Source organism: Streptomyces sp. NPDC026522 (assembly GCF_055567555.1).
Genome location: NZ_JBVHQF010000014.1, coordinates 162,948 through 178,358, shown reverse-complemented (window position 1 = coordinate 178,358; position 15,411 = coordinate 162,948). Strand labels below are relative to the sequence as shown.

The window sequence follows — 15,411 nt, the reverse complement described above, 5'->3', positions numbered from 1 at the left end:
TGCTGTGCAACCCCAAGGTGTGGATCAAGGTCCCGAGATCGGCGGGCTCCAGGCTTCGAGATTACGCCAAGGCGGGGGTGACCCACGCATCGCCGGGTCCGCGCCACCCGAACGTAGGGAGCCGGGCACGATGCGTGCCCGGCTCCCGTCCGCGTACTCGTAGGACTGTCGTGCTAGCTGATCTTGATCGGATTGACCACGTCGGCCACGAGCACCAGCAGCGTGAAGCAGACGAAAACGCCTGCGACGACGTACGCGGCGGGCATCAGCTTCGCCACGTCGAACGGGCCGGGGTCGGCGCGCCGGAAGACGCGGGCCACGTTGCGGCGCACGGACTCCCACAGGGCGCCGGCGATGTGGCCGCCGTCCAGTGGCAGCAGGGGCAGCATGTTGAACAGGAACAGCGACAGGTTGAACATCCCGAGGACGCTCAGCATCGTGGCGAGGCGCTGCTCGCCGGGGATGTCCAGGGTGGCGATCTCCCCGCTGATGCGGGCCGCGCCCACGATGCCCATCGGGGAGTCGGGCTGCCGTTCGGCGCCGTTGAAGGCCGCGTTCCACAGGGCGGGGATCTTCTCCGGCAGGCGCAGCAGCCCCTGCACGCTGCTCTGCGCGACATCGCCCATGTGTTCCACGGACTCGCCGAAGGTGAGCGGCGCGATGACTTCCCTGGGGCCGAAGCCGAGCCAGCCGGCCGTCACGTACTGGCCCTTGACGTATCCGCCGTGGCCGTCGGTCTTGGCGACCTTGTTCTCGATCAGCGTCGCCTGGAGGGTCTGCTCGCGCCCGTCCCGGACGACGGTGACGGTGGCGGGGCCGACGGTGTCGCGGATCTGCTGCTGGAGCACGGCCCAGTCGGTGATCCGCTTGCCGTTGAAGGCCACGATCTTGTCACCCGTCCGCAGGCCCGCCTTCTTGGCCGGGGCCACCGGGTCGCCGTCCTTGCAGACCTCGCGCTTCTCGCTCTGCTGGATGACGCAGGGGGAGACGGACGCCACCTGGGTGGTGGTCTGGTTGACGCCGAAGGTCATCCACAGCCCGAAGAAGATCACCAGCGCCAGGACCAGGTTCATGAAGGGGCCCGCGAACATCACGATCACGCGCTTCCAGGGCTTGCGCGTGTAGAACAGCCGGTTCTCGTCCCCGGGCTGGAGCTCCTCGTACGCAGCCGAGCGCGCGTCCTCGATCATCGACCGGAAGGGGGAGGTCGAGCGGGCGCTGACCTTGCCGTCCTCACCGGGCGGGAACATCCCGATCATGCGGATGTAGCCGCCCATCGGGATGGCCTTGATGCCGTACTCCGTCTCGCCCTTCTTGCGCGACCAGACGGTCCGGCCGAAGCCGACCATGTACTGCGGCACGCGGATGCCGAAGAGCTTGGCCGTCGAGAGGTGGCCGAGCTCGTGCCAGGCGATGGAGAACAGCAGGCCGAACACGAAGACGACCACACCGATCAAGGTCAGCAAGATCGTCATGCGCCCGCCTCCACGGCGGCCCGTGCCGCCATCTCCCGTGCCCGGGCCCTGGCCCAGGTCTCCGCTTCAAGGACGTCCCGGACGGTGAGGGAAGTTCCCGCGTCCGGTGTTCCGTGCTCATCGACCACGGACGAGACCGTATCCATGATTGCTGTGAACGGCAGCCGACCGGCCAGGAAGGCCGCCACGCACTCCTCGTTCGCCGCATTGAACACGGCGGGCGCCGTGGAGCCGAGGGTACCGACGTGCCGGGCCAGGTCCACCGCCGGGAAGGCCTCGGTGTCCAGCGGGAAGAACTCCCAGCTCGACGCCTTGGTCCAGTCGAAGGCGGGGGCCGCGTCGGGGATCCGCTCGGGCCAGCCGAGGCCGATCGCGATCGGGCCGCGCATGTCGGGCGGGGTGGCCTGGGCCAGCGTCGAACCGTCGGTGAACTCGACCATCGAGTGGACGTACGACTGGGGGTGGACCACGACCTCGATGCGGTCGAAGGGGATGTCGTAGAGCAGGTGCGCCTCGATGACCTCCAGCCCCTTGTTGACCAGCGTCGCGGAATTGATGGTGATCACCGGGCCCATCGCCCAGGTGGGGTGCGCGAGGGCGTCCTGCACGGTGACCCGCGCCAGCTCGGCGCGGGTGCGGCCGCGGAAGGGGCCGCCCGAGGCCGTGACCACGAGCTTGCGGACGTCGGCCCGGGTCCCGGCGGCCAGCGCCTGGAAGAGCGCCGCGTGCTCGGAGTCCACCGGGATGATCTGGCCCGGCTTCGCGAGGGCCTTGACCAGCGGGCCGCCGACGATCAGGGACTCCTTGTTGGCCAGGGCCAGGGTCCGGCCCGCACGCAGCGCGGCGAGGGTGGGCGCGAGACCGATGGAACCGGTGATGCCGTTGAGGACGGTGTGGCACGGGGAGGCGGCGAGTTCGGCCGCCGCGTCCGGGCCGGCCAGGATCTCGGGCTGCGGCTCGGACCCGCCGTACTGGGCGCTCAGCGCCTCTTTCAGCGCGGGGACGGCGTCCTCGTCGGCCACCGCGACGCTCCGCACGCGCAGCCGCCGGGCCTGTTCGGCCAGCAGCGCGACGCGCCCGCCGGCGGCGGACAGCGCGGTCACCCGGAAGCGGTCCGGGTTGCGCAGGGCGAGGTCGATGGCCTGGGTGCCGATGGAGCCGGTGGAGCCGAGGATGACGATGTCCCGGCGGCCGACCGCGGGGTCGAAGAGGAGGTGCGGGTCGGCCAAGGGGGCTGGGCTGTCGGTCATGCCCCCCATTGTTGCCGCAACTCAGGAGCGGTTGGGCACGGAGTCCCCTTGAATGACGGCGGCCAGCAGCTCGGGGAGGGTCCCGGCGAAGTCGGGGAGCGTCAGAGCGGCCCGCCACCACGCTTCGCCGTCGCCGCCGAGGGCCGCCGTGAGCAGCCGGTCGGCCTCGGCGCGGGAGGCGAGCACGGCGGCCGGCCGGTCGTGCCGGTCGGGGTAGTCGACGTCGCCGAGCCAGTGGTCCTCGTCCAGGGCCCAGGCGGCGGGGGCCTTGTGCCGCAGTACGTCGGTGCCCGTGAGCAGGCCCGCGTCCAGGCAGGCGCGGACCCAGCGGATGTCCTCGCGGAGGTCGCCCATGGCGTTGGGCACCCCGAGGCTGGCCAGGGCCAGCTCCCGGTCCACGCCCGGCTCCGGTTCCGGGGCCGGGCCCGGCGCGAGCGCGTCGACGGCCTCGGCGAGGCCCGGAACGGCGGGTGCGGGCTGCGCCGGCGCGGTGCCGGCGGCCACGGCGGCGGCGAGCTCCGGCAGGGTACCGGCGAACCCGGGGGCGCTGCGGTGCAGTTCGGCCCACAGCCGCGGGTCGGCACCGAGCACCGGGTGCAGCACGCGGACCAGGGCGGCCCGCATCCCGGCCCACTCCGCGAGGTTCCAGGCGAAGCGCCCGATGGCGTGGGCCTGTCCGAGCAGCAGGGTCCGGTGGGCGGGGGCGACGGCCGCCGCGAGTTCGTCGAAGGTCAGGGTGCCGGTGCGGACGGCCCGGACGGCGGGGCGGTGCCAGTGCGGCCCGTACGCGTGCTGCCCGCGCGTGTCGAGCAGCGCGAGGACGGCGGCCCGGTCGAGCCCGGCCACCAGCAGCAGGGCCTCGACGGAGCCGGGCGGCAGCGGGGCGCGGGCGTGCTCGCGCAGCAGGGTCTCCCGGTCGAGCTGGTGGGGCAGGGCCAGCACGTCGAGCGGTATGCGCGGCCGGTGGCTGCCGTGGCGGCGCAGCAGGTCGATGAGTTCCGTACTGCTCAGCGCGGGGCCGGCCGCCCCGGGTGGGGCGGGGGTGCGGCCCAGCTCGGCGCTCAGGGTGGCGAGCAGCTGCGGCGAGGCGCCGGGGCGGCGCCGGTAGCGGGTGGGCCCGGGCAGCCCCGGCAGGGGGCGGCCGAGCACGTGGGGGTTGCGGGCGACGTTGCGGCGGTCCTCGTCGGTGCCGTCGCGCAGCAGCAGGGTGACGACGGCGGCGGGGAGGTGCCCGTCGCGGCAGAGGTAGCGGCGGGCGGCCGGGTCGAGCCGGCCGAGGAGACCGGCCGCGACCGCGTCCGGTGCGTGGCGCAGCAGCAGCGCCACGCACCAGGCCAGCCGTCGGCTGTAGCGGTCTTCCTCGGCCGTCGCCATCGCTGTGCCGCCTCGTGCTCGTGCCGGTTCCCGTACATCAGTCTGACTGCACGCCGATCATGGCAGGTCAGCGCAGTGGACGGTGCACGTTTTCCTTCTCCGAGGGGCCGGGGGTGGCGTCGGCGATCCAGGGGCCGTCGCCCGAGGGGTCGAGGACGCCTTCCTCCAGCCAGGTGTAGGTGCCGGAGAGGACGCCCGCGACCACCTTGCGGTCCAGGTCGTCCGTGTTGGACCAGAGCCGGCCGAAGAGTTCCTCGACACGGATCCGGGACTGGCGGCAGAACGCGTCGGCGAGCTGGTAGGCCTCGCGCCCGTGTTCGCCGGTGGCCCGCAGGTGCTCGGCGCGCACGCAGGCCGCGCTCATCGCGAAGAGTTCCGCGCCGATGTCGACGATGCGGCCGAGGAAGCCCTGTTTGGTCTCCATCCGGCCTTGCCAGCGCGCCATCGCCATGAAGGTCATCCGGGCGAGTTTGCGGGCACTGCGCTCGACGTAGCGCAGGTGGGTGGCGAGGTCGGGGTGGCCCGCCGGGTGGAACTCGCGGTAGGTGCCGGGGACCTGGCCGGCGCCGGTGGCCAGCTTGGGCAGCCAGCGGGCGTAGAACCCGGCCGCGCGGGCGCCCGCCTTGGCCTTGTCGCCGAGGTCCTTGTCCGGGTCGATCAGGTCACCGGCGACCGAGAGGTGGGCGTCGACCGCTTCCCGGGCGATCAGCAGGTGCATGATCTCGGTCGAGCCCTCGAAGATGCGGTTGATGCGCAGGTCGCGCAGCAGCTGCTCGGCGGGAACGGCCCGTTCGCCGCGCGCGGCGAGGGACTCGGCGGTCTCGAAGCCCCGGCCGCCGCGGATCTGGACCAGCTCGTCGGCCATCAGGCAGGCCATTTCGGAGCCGTAGAGCTTGGCGAGGGCGGCCTCGATGCGGATGTCGTTGCGGTCCTCGTCGGCCATCTGGGAGGCGAGGTCGACGACGGCTTCCAGGGCGAAGGTGGTGGCGGCGATGAAGGAGATCTTCGCCCCGACCGCCTCGTGCCGCGCGACCGGCCGGCCCCACTGCTCGCGCACCCCGGACCACTCGCGGGCGATCTTGAGGCACCACTTCCCGGCGCCGACGCACATGGCCGGCAGCGACAGGCGGCCGGTGTTCAGCGTGGTGAGCGCGATCTTCAGGCCCGCGCCCTCGGCGCCGATCCGCTGCGCGGCGGGGACCCGTACCCGGTGGAAGCGGGTGACGCCGTTCTCCAGGCCGCGCAGGCCCATGAAGGCGTTGCGGTGCTCGACGGTGATGCCGGGCGAGTCCGCCTCCACCACGAAGGCGGTGATCCCGCCGCGGTGGTTCTCGCTCTTGGGGACCCGCGCCATGACCACGAGCAGGTCGGCGACGACCCCGTTGGTGGTCCAGAGCTTCACCCCGTCGAGCAGGTACGCCTCCTCCCCGTCCTCGGTGACCGGGACGGCGGTGGTGGCCAGCCGGGCCGGGTCGGAGCCCACGTCGGGCTCGGTGAGGAGGAAGGCGCTGATGGCACTGGTGGCGCAGCGGGGCAGGTAGGCGTCCTTCTGCTCCTGGGTGCCGAACATCTTCAGCGGCTGGGGCACGCCGATCGACTGGTGGGCGGAGAGCAGCGCCCCGATGGCGGGGCTGACCGAACCGACCAGCGCCAGTGCCTTGTTGTAGTACACCTGGGTGAGGCCGAGCCCCCCGTACTTGGGGTCGATCTTCATCCCGAGGGCGCCGAGCTCCTTGAGCCCGCGCACGGTCTCGTCGGGGATCCTCGCCTCGCGCTCGATGCGCGGGCCGTCGATCTCGCGCTCGCAGAAGTCGCGCAGCCGGGCCAGGAAGGCCTCGCCGCGCCGGACGTCCTCGTCGGCGGGCTGCGGGTGGGGGTGGATCAGGTCGAGCCGGAACCGTCCCAGGAACAGTTCCTTGGCGAAGCTGGGCTTGCGCCAGCCCTGCTGCCGGGCCGCTTCCGCGACCTGCCTGGCCTCGCGCTCGGTCACCTTGGGCTGTGTTGCGGACATGCGGGGACTCACCTCGCCGCCGAGTCGGATGACTTTCCGGAATACCGGTCGGTGCTACCTGTCAGTCGTACCCCCTCCACGGCGCCCGGAAAAGCCGGGCGGGGCAGGGTGGGGGAACGGGCGGGCGAAAAGGGGGACGGCCGGAGCCCCCGCACAGTAGGCTCCGGCCGTCGGCTTTGGGCCGTACGAGTCGGCTAGATGTCCAGGCCGGTGAGGACCAGGACGCGCTCGTAGGTGTAGTCGTCCATCGCGTAGCGGACGCCCTCGCGGCCGACACCCGACTGCTTGACGCCGCCGTACGGCATCTGGTCGGCGCGGTAGGACGGCGCGTCGCCGACGATCACGCCGCCGACCTCCAGCTCCCGGTGGGCGCGGAACGCGGTCTGGATGTCGCGGGTGAAGACGCCGGTCTGCAGACCGAACTTCGAGTCGTTGACGGCGGCGAAGGCCTCGTCGGTGTTCTCGACCTTCTGGAGCGTGAGGACCGGCCCGAAGACCTCCTCGACGGCGAGCTTGACGCCGGCCGGCAGTTCGGCGACGACGGTGGGCTCGTACGAGGCACCCTCGCGCTTGCCGCCGGTGAGCAGCTTGGCGCCGGCGGAGACGGCCTCGTCGACCCAGGACTCGACCCGCTTGGCGGCGTCCTCGGAGACGAGGGGGCCGACGTCGGTGGCGGAGTCGGACGGGTCGCCGGTGACCTGCGCCTGGACCTTGGCGACGACCTTCTCGACGAGGCGGTCGTAGACGGAGGCGTCGGCGATCACGCGCTGCACGGAGATGCAGGACTGGCCGGCCTGGTAGTTCGAGAAGGTCGCGATACGGGTCGCGGCCCAGTCGAGGTCGGCCTCGGAGGACCAGTCGGCGAGGACGACGGCCGCGGCGTTGCCGCCGAGCTCCAGGGTGCAGTGCTTGTGGGGCACCGACTGCTGGATGGCGTAGCCGACCGTGTCGGAGCCGGTGAAGGAGATGACGGGCAGGCGCTCGTCCTTGACCAGGGCGGGCATCTTGTCGTTCGCCACCGGCAGGACGGACCAGGAGCCGGCCGGCAGGTCGGTCTCGGCGAGCAGCTCGCCGAGGATGAGGCCGGAGAGCGGGGTGGCCGGGGCCGGCTTCAGGATGATCGGCGCGCCGACGGCGATGGCGGGGGCCACCTTGTGGGCGCACAGGTTCAGCGGGAAGTTGAACGGCGCGATGCCGAGGACCGGACCCTTGACGAAGCGGCGGGTCAGGGCGAGACGGCCGACGCCACCGGCGTCGGTGTCCAGGCGCTGGGCCTCTCCGCCGTTGAAGCGGCGGGCCTCTTCGGCGGCGAAACGGAACACGGACACCGCACGGCCGACCTCACCGCGGGCCCACTTGATGGGCTTGCCGTTCTCGGCGGAGATCAGCTGGGCGATCTCCTCGGTGCGCTCGACGAGCCGCTTCGAGACGTGGTCGAGGGCGGCGGCGCGGACGTGCGCGGGGGTCGCGGAGAACTCCGCCGTCACGGCGTGGGCCGCGGCCACGGCCTCTTCGACCTGGGCCTCGGTGGGCACGCTGACCGTGCCGACCAGGCGTCCGTCCCACGGGGAGTGGACGTCGAAGCTGTCCTCGCCGGTGGCCTGGCGGCCGGCGAGCCAGAAGGCGTGGGTGGAAGTCATGCGAATCCCGGCCCTTCGGAGTTGTGCGGGTCCTTGTCCCCTCCACCGTAGGACTCCGCCGACGATTCGGTGTTTGTCCGGCATGGAGTACGCGCGCCGGCGGCTGCGCCGCTTTGTCACTGTCCCCGGCCCCGCGCCGGGGCCCGCGAACCGGACCCGGTCCCCCGGGGCCACGCAGCCCCACCGCCCCGGCCCCTGACCCATGCCGGGTCACGCCGCCCCGAGGACCCGGGCCCGGGCCTGGAGCAAGGGCCCGGATTTAGGGCCGGGCCGGGCGCGTCGCAGCGGACACGACCGCACCGAGGCCGCGCGAAGCCCCCTGGGCCCAGCCCCGGGACCTGGCACGGCCCGTGTCCCGGCATGGTCCGGGGCCACAGCCCGCCCAGACTCCCCCGGTGCCGTGGCGGTGCACCGGGGGCTGGGCGGCGCCCGGGCCTGCCCGGGCGCCGCCGCCGGGCCACCGCAGGCCTCCACGGGCCTACCGAGCCGGCTGCGCGACCTCGTTCCCGGCCACCCGCCGGGGAGCCGTCGGGCAGTCCTGACTCGCCCGGGCAGCCGGGTCCTGCCGCGCGGTCTTCGAGGACCCGGCCGGGGGCACCGCAAGGCGGTGGACCGCTCCCGGAGCGGACGCACTCGGGCGGCCCGACCGGACGCCCGCGCCCGGCGGAACCCAAGGGCATGGGGGCGGGCGGCCCGGCTCGCGCCCTCGGGCCTGCCCCCGCGGCCCCGGCACACGCCGGGGGGAGCCGTCGGGCAGTCCTGACTCGCCCGGGCAGCCGGGTCCTGCCGCGCGGTCTTCGAGGACCCGGCCGGGAGCACCGCAAGGCGGTGGACCGCTCCCGGAGCGGACGCACTCGGGCGGCCCGACGCCCGGGTCCGGGGGCCCGGCTCGCGCCCTCGGGCCTGCCCCCGCGGCCCCGGCACGCGCCGGGGGAGCCGTCGGGCGAGTCCGGGTCCCCCTGGTTCCGCCGGAGGCGGTCGGGGACGCGCTCGGGCGGTCCCGACAACACCGCGGAGCCGGCTCCGCAGGACCGGGGGCGGCGTGCGGGGCCCGGGGCGGGGCCTACGTGTCGGTGGGGCTGGCCTTGAGGGCGAGCCAGAGTTCCATGCGGACGTCCGGGTCGTCGAGGGAGCGGCCGAGGATCTCCTCCACGCGCCGCATCCGGTACCGCAGGGTGTGCCGGTGCACGCCCAGGTCGACCGCAGCCGCGTCCCACTGGCCGTGGCGCGACAGCCACGCGTACAGCGAGGCCACCAGGTCGCCCCGGCCCTTCTGGTCGTGCTCGCGCAGCGCCCGCAGCGTGCCGTCCGCGAAGGCCCGTACCGCGTCGTCGGCCAGCAGTGGGAGTACGGAGCCCGCCGCGAGGTCCTCGTGCTCCACCATCGGGCGCCCGCGCCGGCGGGCCACCGCGAGGGCCTGGTCGGCCTGCTTGCAGGCGGCCGCCACGCCCGAGGTCCCGGCCGGCGCGGACAGGCCGACCACCAGCTCGTCCGGTTCCGGCCCGGCCGAATCCCGCCCGCGCCGCGCCTCCAGCCCCTCCGCGTACCCCGCGCAGGCCTGCACCGCGGAGCCGGCTTCCGCGGCCAGCACCACCAGCCGGCCCTCCTCCGGGACCACCAGCAGCGCCTCCCCCGTCCGGGCCGCCGCCGATTCGATCGCGTCGGTCAGCTGCGCGAGCCCCTCCGGCTGGGCCGTCCCCGCCAGCGCCGGCTCGGCCACGACGATCCGGAACGGGGCGTCCAGCAGGGCCCCGTACAGGTCTCCGGCCACGGCCCGGGCGTGCTCCGCCTCGCCCGTCATCAGCATCCGCAGCACCGCCGCCCCGAGCCGGGACTCCGCGTCGTGCAGCGACCGCGACCGCTCGGTGGTGAGCGTGAGCAGGGCCACCGCCGAGTGCACCGCGTACCGTTCGGCGGTGCCCAGCGGTGCGCCGGTTCCCACGGCCAGCGCGCCCCGCGCCCGCCGACCGGTCCCGAGCGACTGGAGCTCGACGCGGTCCTCCGTCCCGCCCACCACGGCGCTCGCGGGCGCGGGCCGCTCCCGCAACCGCTCCACGTCCGGGGTCAGCCGGGCGGCCCGGCGCGCGGCCCACTCGGGGGCCGCGGCGACGACCGCGCCGGAGGTGTCGTAGAGCGCGGCCCAGCCGTGCACGTGGGCGGCCAGCTTCGCCAGCAGCTCGGCGGGCCCGTCGGCGGACAGCGCGGCACGGGTCAGCTCCCGCTGCGCCTCGAAGCCGGCCGTCACCGCCCGGTACTGGTCAGCCGCGAGCGCCGCCGATACGGCCTTGCTGATGGCGAGGAACGGGGTCCGGCGGGGCACCTCCAGCAGCGGCAGGTCCTCCTCCCGCGCGGCTTCGACCAGCGCCTCGGGGATCGCCTCGTAGTTGACGCCGATCGCGAAGCCGATGCCGACGACCCCGGCCGCCGCGAGCCGCCGTACGTAGCGGCGCATCTCCCCGGGGTCCTCCGCGTCCAGCTTCATGGCGGTGATCAGCAGCAGCTCACCGCCCTCCATGTACGGGACGGGGTCGGCGAGCTCGCTGACGTGGGCCCAGCGCACGGGGGTGTCGAGGCGGCTCTCCCCCGCCCGGACGCTGAGTTTGAGGGCCGAGTGCTGGACGAGCGAGGCGAGGGTGAGCGGCATCGGATACCAGGGGCCTTCAACAGGGGGCGGAAGCGGTCGGTGCTGGCGGAGCGGAGGCGAGGAGGCTAGGGCACGCGGGGTGCGGCTTTTCGCCGCGGCGTATGAACGGCTCACCTCGATTCTGCCACCCCGTACGGGTCCGCTCAGCTCGTTCCGGCCAGCCTGACCAGGAGCGGAGCCGCCCGTTCCCCCCGGACCGAGGTCAGCGACAGCACCGCGTGCCCCGGCGGCACCGCGTGCGCCAGCTCCGACGCCGACCACCGCTCGCGTTCGACCTGCCGCACGGTCACCGCGTCCGTGGTGACGGACTTGCCGGTGATCAGCTTGCGGAAGGCGTGCATGGCCCGGGTCAGCGGCTGGTCCGCGAAGACGGTCCGGTGGGTGACGTCGCGCGTCTCGACCCACTCGGTGCCCCAGGCCTCGGCGAACCGCTTGCCGTCCCAGGTGGTCACCCCGGAGAAGGCCATCCGGCAGCCGACCGCGCCGAGCAGCGGGGTGCGCAGCGCCTCCGGTACGTCGTCCAGCGTGCGCAGCGCCAGCAGCACCCCGGCGTTGGCCGAGCGCAGCCGCTGGATGCCGCGCACGGTCTCGGGGGTCAGCGTGTGGGAGGCGTCGTCGAAGGCGAGGAAGGCGAACAGCGAGCGGTCGGCGCGGGCCGCGGCGGAGGCGTTGAACTGGGCCAGCAGCAGCCGCGCCAGGATCCGGGACGCGTCGGCGTGCGCCCGCTCGGGCAGGTCGATGCGGACCCGCAGCGGGTGTTCCAGCGAGCGCAGGGAGAACGGCCGCCCCTGGCCGGTGGTGTCGAAGAACCCGGCGAAGGCGGGCCGGTCCAGCAGCGCCACCCGGTCGGCGAGCACCGGGCCGGGGTCGCCGTGGGCGCCGTACTGGCGGGCCCGGGCGTCCAGTTCGCGGAGCATCACCTGCCGGCCGGCCTCCTCCAGGGCGGTGCGCAGCGCGTCGAGCGCGGCGGGCACCTGCTCCAGGAGCTCGCGCAGTTCGGGCACGCCGGGGAAGCGGCCGTACGCGGCGTGGAAGGGGCCCAGCAGCTGTGCGAGGGCGGTCGCCGCCCGGCGGACCTCCGTCCCCGGGACGTCGCCGGCGAAGGCCTCGGCGAGCAGGGAGGCGGCCTCGTCGGGGTCGGTGGCGCCGCCGTAGAGGTCGAGGTCGTAGACGGAGCCGGGGTCACCGACCCGGACCACGACGTCGTAGCCGGTGTCGGGTCCCAGCGGAGTGCCGGCCGAGGCGACGACGATGACGGCGGCCTGGCCGGCCAGCGCCTGGAGGGCGAGCGCCTCGACGACGGGCCGGACCAGCCGCCGGGTCTTGCCGGAGCCGGAGGGGCCGACCGCGAGCAGGGAGGTGCCGAGCACGTCGGGGTCGAGCGCGAGCCCGGTCCCGCGGCGGGCCCAGGGGTTGCGCTCGCCGTCCTCGACGGTGCCCAGCAGGACCTGCCGGGCCAGCAGGTCGTGCCGGGCGGCCCGCCCGGGCAGGTCCCGCGCCCCGGACGGGTGCACGCACGCCCCCGCCCCCTTGTCCCGCACGGCCTGCGCGAACGCCCCGGCCCGCGCCGGATCGGCCCGCACGCTCTCCCAGGCCCGCCGGATCCGCGCGTAGTCCACGTCGTTCATCCGCCCGGAGCCGATCTCCCCGGCGAGCCGCTCGGCGGCCTCCGGGAGCCCGGCGGCGCGCAGCTCGTTCCAGGCGACGGGGTCCTCGCCGGGGGACGCGGGAACGGGAACGGGGGCCGACGGCCCGCCCTCCGGTCCGCCGCTGCGGCGGGCGAGCCGGACGAAGAACCACACGACGGGCAGGCCGGTCACCAGGTAGACGAGGTAGGCGACGAGGGTCTGGGTGCCCGCGCTCATGTCCTCGTAGGGCAGGTGGTCGCCGGCGAGGCCGAGCACCGTCAGCGTCCTCGTCCAGATGAGCATCAGGACGAACAGCGCCCCGGCCGTCGCGCCCGCCGCCCGCGCCACGGGCCCGCGCGCCGCGACGAGCCGGTCGAAGGCGAGGCTCCAGGACCCCAGACGGCTGAACCAGACCACCAGGGCGCCGGTGATCAACAGCGCGTACGCCTGGAGGGCGGCGACGCCCCGGCCGTCGACCGGGTCGTCGCCGAGCCGCCACCAGCTCTGCGGGGTGAGCGCCTTCACCGGGACGTCGACCTTCGGGATGTACCCGTTCGTCAGCAGGGACCAGAGCAGCACGCAGGCGAGGAACGAGATCACCGCGCCGCTCAGCAGCGCCCGGTCCTGGGCGGGCTCCGCCTCCGCCGTCGGGCGCGGCTGGTGCCCGAACCGCCAGGTGCCCGGTTCCGCCTTCGGCCGCGGTACGCGCAGCCACTGGGCGAACGCGGGACCGGCACCCGGCGCGTGGCCGGGCTTCGGCGGCGCGGCCGGGGGGACGCCGGGCATGGGCGGCGGGCCGGCGGGCCTCGGCACGCGCCCGCCCCCCACCCGCTGCTCCTGGTACGCGCCGTCGGTGTCCATGAACCCTGCCCCCTGCCCGTTCACTGCGCTGCGCTCGCGCTCAATCTAGTGGCCGCCGGCGTTCCGCCGCCGGTACCCGGTCATGATCCACAAGACACGCGCCCGCCGCCTCCTATGGCCGTCGCGGACAAGGACACGCGGGGACCACTCCCGAACGGAGCATGCCTTCGTCCCTCCGGCGGGCCTAGCCTGCGGACAAAGACACAAGTGCGTCCGAAAACACCCCCCAGGAGCCCCCTATGACCGCTGTCCCGCAGGAGCGCCGCATCGTCACCGCGATCCCCGGCCCCAAGTCGCAGGAGCTGCAGGCCCGCCGCCTCGAGACGGTGGCCGGCGGCGTGGGCTCCGTGCTTCCCGTCTTCACCGCCCGCGCGGGCGGCGGCATCATCGAGGACGTCGACGGCAACCGCCTGATCGACTTCGGTTCCGGCATCGCCGTGACCTCGGTCGGCGCCTCCGCCGAGGCCGTCGTGCGCCGCGCCTCCGCGCAGCTGGCCGACTTCACCCACACCTGCTTCATGGTCACCCCCTACGAGGGCTACGTGGAGGTCTGCGAGGCGCTCGCCGAGCTGACCCCGGGCGACCACGCCAAGAAGTCGGCGCTGTTCAACTCCGGCGCCGAGGCCGTCGAGAACGCCGTCAAGATCGCCCGTGCGTACACCAAGCGCCAGGCCGTCGTCGTCTTCGACCACGGCTACCACGGCCGTACCAACCTGACGATGGCGCTGACCTCGAAGAACATGCCGTACAAGAACGGCTTCGGCCCGTTCGCCCCCGAGGTCTACCGCGTCCCGGTCGCCTACGGCTACCGCTGGCCCACCGGCGCCGAGAACTGCGGCCCCGAGGCCGCCGCCCAGGCGATCGACCAGATCACCAAGCAGATCGGCGCCGACAACGTCGCCGCGATCATCATCGAGCCGGTCCTCGGCGAGGGCGGCTTCATCGAGCCGGCCAAGGGCTTCCTGCCGGCCATCGTGAAGTTCGCCAACGACAACGGCATCGTCTTCGTCGCGGACGAGATCCAGTCCGGCTTCTGCCGCACCGGCCAGTGGTTCGCGTGTGAGGACGAGGGCATCGTCCCCGACCTGATCACCACCGCCAAGGGCATCGCGGGCGGCCTGCCGCTCGCCGCCGTGACCGGCCGCGCCGAGATCATGGACGCCGCGCACGCGGGCGGTCTGGGCGGCACCTACGGCGGCAACCCGGTGGCCTGCGCCGGTGCGCTCGGCTCCATCGAGACCATGAAGGAGCTCGACCTCAACGCCGCGGCGAAGAAGATCGAGTCCGTCATGAAGGCCCGCCTGACGGCCATGCAGGAGAAGTACGAGATCATCGGTGACATCCGCGGCCGCGGCGCGATGATCGCGATCGAGCTCGTCAAGGACCCGGCGTCCAAGACCCCGTTCCCGGAGGCGGCCGGCGCGCTCGCCAAGGCCTGCCACGCCGAGGGCCTGCTCGTCCTCACCTGCGGCACCTACGGCAACGTGCTCCGCTTCCTGCCCCCGATCGTCATCGGCGAGGACCTCCTGAACGAGGGCCTGGACATCATCGAGGCCGCTTTCGCGGGCATCTGAGCGAACGTCCGAACACAGGGACCCACCGGTACCGCCGGTAACGGGCGGGCGCTGTGAAGAAGATGTGGGGGGCCGATGGCAGGAGCGCGTTCCTGCTGTCGGTCCCCTTTCCGCTGCCGTACGGTTTCTGCAGATGAGTGAGACACCCCGCTCCCGGCCTCACGGGGGCGACACCAGTACCGGGCTTCCCCAGCGCCGCACTGGGCATGCGTTCGCGCACACTCCTCACCGATCGGACGGCCGTACGCCCCAAACCCCCCGGGGCGCACGGCAACCCGATCCGGGCGGCCGTCCCGGAACCACCCCCCCTGTTCCGGGACGGCCGGCCACTCTCCCGGCCGCTTGCCAAGCCGCCCTCTGCGCGCTGCTCTTCGCCCTCCTCACCTGGCAGGTACTGGTCTCGGGACCACTGCTGACCCCGGACGCCCGGCTGAGCGGCGCCCTGGTCCGCACGGTCCCCGACGCGGTCACCGAACGCCTCGCCGACCTCGGCAACGCCCCGGTAGCCCTGCCCGTGCTGCTCCTCGCCCTCGGCTACGCCGTGTGGCGCGGCGACCGCCTCGGGCCCGCGGCCGCGGCGCTGGCCATGGCCGTGGTGCCGGCGTTGATCGTCCCGCTCAAGGAGTGGACGGGCCGGCCAGGGCCGCTGGAGCCGTGGGCCGCCGGCTACTACCCCTCCGGGCACACGGCGACGGCCCTGGTGGCGTACGCGGGCGCGGCCCTGCTCGTACGCCCGTACACCCGCGGCCCCTGGCCCACGGCGCTCGCCGCCCTCCTCACGGGGCTGACGGCGGCGGGCCTGGTCCTGCGGGGCTTCCACTGGCCCCTGGACGTCCTGGCGAGCCTGCTGCTGTGCGCGCCGCTGCTGATCGGCGTGCGGTGGGCCGTGGGCCGGTCCGGCTCGGCTTCCCGGCCCCCGTCACCGTCACCGTCACCGTCGCGGGGGTAACGCCG

General features: G+C 74.1%; 9 protein-coding genes. 2 read left to right on the top strand and 7 right to left on the bottom strand.

Going from position 1 to position 15,411, the window contains the following annotated elements:
- Window positions 1-173 precede the first annotated feature (173 nt).
- The 7 genes from ACZ4M3_RS31085 to ACZ4M3_RS31055 form a co-directional block, all read right to left on the bottom strand.
- On the bottom strand, window positions 174-1,475 hold the full coding sequence (locus tag ACZ4M3_RS31085; RefSeq protein ID WP_467738254.1) for a M50 family metallopeptidase: 1,302 nt from the start codon (window positions 1,473-1,475) through the stop codon (window positions 174-176).
- A complete protein-coding gene (dxr, locus tag ACZ4M3_RS31080; protein ID WP_467738252.1) occupies window positions 1,472-2,734 on the bottom strand; it encodes a 1-deoxy-D-xylulose-5-phosphate reductoisomerase in 1,263 nt (420 codons plus the stop codon). The genes ACZ4M3_RS31085 and dxr overlap by 4 nt, the downstream gene beginning before the upstream one ends.
- Window positions 2,735-2,746: 12 nt before the next feature.
- Entirely contained in the window at window positions 2,747-4,099 is a 1,353-nt protein-coding gene (locus ACZ4M3_RS31075) for a hypothetical protein (protein WP_467738250.1), read from the bottom strand.
- Window positions 4,100-4,166: 67 nt separating this feature from the next.
- A complete protein-coding gene (locus ACZ4M3_RS31070; protein ID WP_467738248.1) occupies window positions 4,167-6,110 on the bottom strand; it encodes an acyl-CoA dehydrogenase family protein in 1,944 nt (647 codons plus the stop codon).
- A 194-nt stretch (window positions 6,111-6,304) separates the two neighbouring features.
- Complete coding sequence (locus tag ACZ4M3_RS31065; protein ID WP_453408501.1) at window positions 6,305-7,750, bottom strand: aldehyde dehydrogenase family protein; 1,446 nt, start codon at window positions 7,748-7,750, stop codon at window positions 6,305-6,307.
- Window positions 7,751-8,813: 1,063 nt separating this feature from the next.
- Entirely contained in the window at window positions 8,814-10,394 is a 1,581-nt protein-coding gene (locus ACZ4M3_RS31060; RefSeq protein ID WP_467738246.1) for a PucR family transcriptional regulator, read from the bottom strand.
- Window positions 10,395-10,537: 143 nt separating this feature from the next.
- Complete coding sequence (locus tag ACZ4M3_RS31055) at window positions 10,538-12,883, bottom strand: ATP/GTP-binding protein (RefSeq protein WP_467738244.1); 2,346 nt, start codon at window positions 12,881-12,883, stop codon at window positions 10,538-10,540.
- A 239-nt stretch (window positions 12,884-13,122) separates the two neighbouring features.
- On the opposite strand from ACZ4M3_RS31055, the gene gabT reads away from it, so the two are divergent.
- Both gabT and ACZ4M3_RS31045 read left to right on the top strand, forming a co-directional pair.
- Window positions 13,123-14,457: a 4-aminobutyrate--2-oxoglutarate transaminase gene (gene gabT, locus ACZ4M3_RS31050; protein WP_467738242.1), complete on the top strand. Its 1,335-nt coding sequence runs from the start codon at window positions 13,123-13,125 to the stop codon at window positions 14,455-14,457.
- 133 nt (window positions 14,458-14,590) lie between these two features.
- Window positions 14,591-15,406: a phosphatase PAP2 family protein gene (locus tag ACZ4M3_RS31045; RefSeq protein WP_467738240.1), complete on the top strand. Its 816-nt coding sequence runs from the start codon at window positions 14,591-14,593 to the stop codon at window positions 15,404-15,406.
- The last annotated feature ends 5 nt before the right edge of the window (window positions 15,407-15,411 follow it).